The sequence below is a fragment of the Streptomyces sp. YS-3 genome, from assembly GCF_045257485.1.
Lineage (GTDB): Bacteria > Actinomycetota > Actinomycetes > Streptomycetales > Streptomycetaceae > Streptomyces.
Genome location: NZ_JBJHPC010000927.1, coordinates 1 through 1719, shown reverse-complemented (window position 1 = coordinate 1719; position 1719 = coordinate 1). Strand labels below are relative to the sequence as shown.

At 71.6% G+C, this 1719-nt stretch carries 2 protein-coding genes and 1 pseudogene; 2 read left to right on the top strand and 1 reads right to left on the bottom strand.

All coding sequences use genetic code 11. The features are described 5' to 3' along the window. Positions 1-149: 149 nt before the first annotated feature. A complete protein-coding gene (locus ACJA3G_RS36370) occupies positions 150-320 on the bottom strand; it encodes a hydrophobic protein (RefSeq protein WP_329404272.1) in 171 nt (56 codons plus the stop codon). 513 nt (positions 321-833) lie between these two features. On the opposite strand from ACJA3G_RS36370, the gene ACJA3G_RS36365 reads away from it, so the two are divergent. Both ACJA3G_RS36365 and ACJA3G_RS36360 read left to right on the top strand, forming a co-directional pair. Beyond that, complete coding sequence (locus ACJA3G_RS36365; RefSeq protein WP_406557297.1) at positions 834-1262, top strand: hypothetical protein; 429 nt, start codon at positions 834-836, stop codon at positions 1260-1262. After that, a pseudogene (locus ACJA3G_RS36360) lies at positions 1259-1719 on the top strand (hypothetical protein); the annotation flags it as partial. The gene ACJA3G_RS36365 and the pseudogene ACJA3G_RS36360, both read left to right, overlap by 4 nt.

Genomic DNA, 1719 nt, shown 5'->3' with positions numbered 1-1719 from the left:
GCCCAGGGGTGGGGCGCGGGGCAGACATCCGTCCGTCTGCCGCGGGCAACGCATCGGCGCGCATGACGCGGGGGCCCGGCCCACAGTGGGCCGGGCCCCCGCGTCAACCCGCGTCGTCCGCCGCGGTTCTCACCTGCGGGAGGACCCGCCTACCAGCGGTACCAGCGGCCCCGACGGCCGCTGCCGTCCGCGGCCCGGACGACGAAGCCCAGCAGCCACACGGCCAGCACGATCACGGCGATCCACCACAGCGCCTTCAGCGCGAAACCCGCACCGAAGAGGACCAGAGCCAGCAGAAGTACCAGAAGCAGGGGAACCATTGTCATCAACCTCCTGACCACCGCATGCCCTTGCTCCGCCCCTGCACGCACATGAAAAAGTGGGTTTCTGCGACGGGGTGCGGGGCATAACCGGCGCCCCGCGGCCGCCACGGCGTAGGGCGCCTCCGGACAGATACCGCTCCCCTCCCCTGCGAGGGGGCCGGCCCGTACGCGACCCGGCGACTATTTCGCGCGCACCGCCTCAACGGGCAATGGCACCCGCGCATCAACAAGAGCCCCGGGTCCCGGGACGCGGCCGGTGCTCCAGGAGTCGGCGCGCGACGCACCCGTCCATCAGGCACTCAGACACGGCCCCCGAGAACTGGGCGGCGCGAACGCGTACGCCTGAGCGTGATCACTCTTGCGCACACCCGTATCCGGGTGTTATGCGTGGCCGCACTTTTTTCAGCCACCCCCCTGTTTGCGCTTGCGCACGCCCCCACCTGCGGCTTTAACGTCATTGCGGGGCGACGGAAGAGGGTCGCACGAGACCACGGGGAGACGGGGGAGTACGTGTACGCGCAGAGCTGGCAGCGGTTGCTGGACCAGGCGGGGCCGGCGGGGGCGATGTCACTGGCGTCGGCGGGGCCGGCGGGTGGCGGGCGCAAGGACGCGGGCGCCGGCGGCGAGCTGAAGCACAGCGCCAAGCCGTGGTCGGACGCGGCGGGCACCGCTCACGCCCTGCAGACGGACACCGCCACGGCCAAGGCCAAGCTCACCTCGGCCCACGCCGGGGCCGAGGCAGGCACGGCTGGACTGGCGAGTATGGCCGCGCTCAAGTCCGTACTCACCTCGTGGGAGAAGCGGCTGACGGCCGTCCACTCCGAGTGCGGCGCCCTGGAGCCGGTTCTGCGTCAGACTGCGTGGGCGCAGGGCGAAGTGGACACGGGCGTGAAGTCGGCGCTGGCGCAGTTCTCCGCGCCGGCCGGCAAGGGCCGGTGACGGGGGTGCTCACCTGGCAGCAGCTGCACGACCTCAAGTGCGCCGAGCTCCTCGACGCCGCCGACGGCTGGGGCGCCGTCAGCACCCAGGCCGACGCGGCACGGGACCGGATCAGCAGCGAGATGATCCACGGTCTGGAGGCCACGCAGAAGGGCATGGCGTCCCCGGCCGCCGTCAACCGCCTGCGGCGCCTGGACCGCAACTACGACTACATCCGTACGGAATGCGGTCTGGTCCGTACGACTCTGAGCTCGCTCGTGTGCGAACTGGTCGGCTTCCAGGGCCAGTTGAAGGACGCGCTGGACGACGCGGCGAGCCTCGGCTTCACGGTCGCGGCGGACGGGTCGGTGAGCTACCCGGCCGGCGGCCAGAACGTGGTCACGGACAAGCCGTCGCGGAGAACAGCGCCAGCGCCGACTTCACGCCCGTGTCCACTTCGCCCTGCGCCCACGCAGTC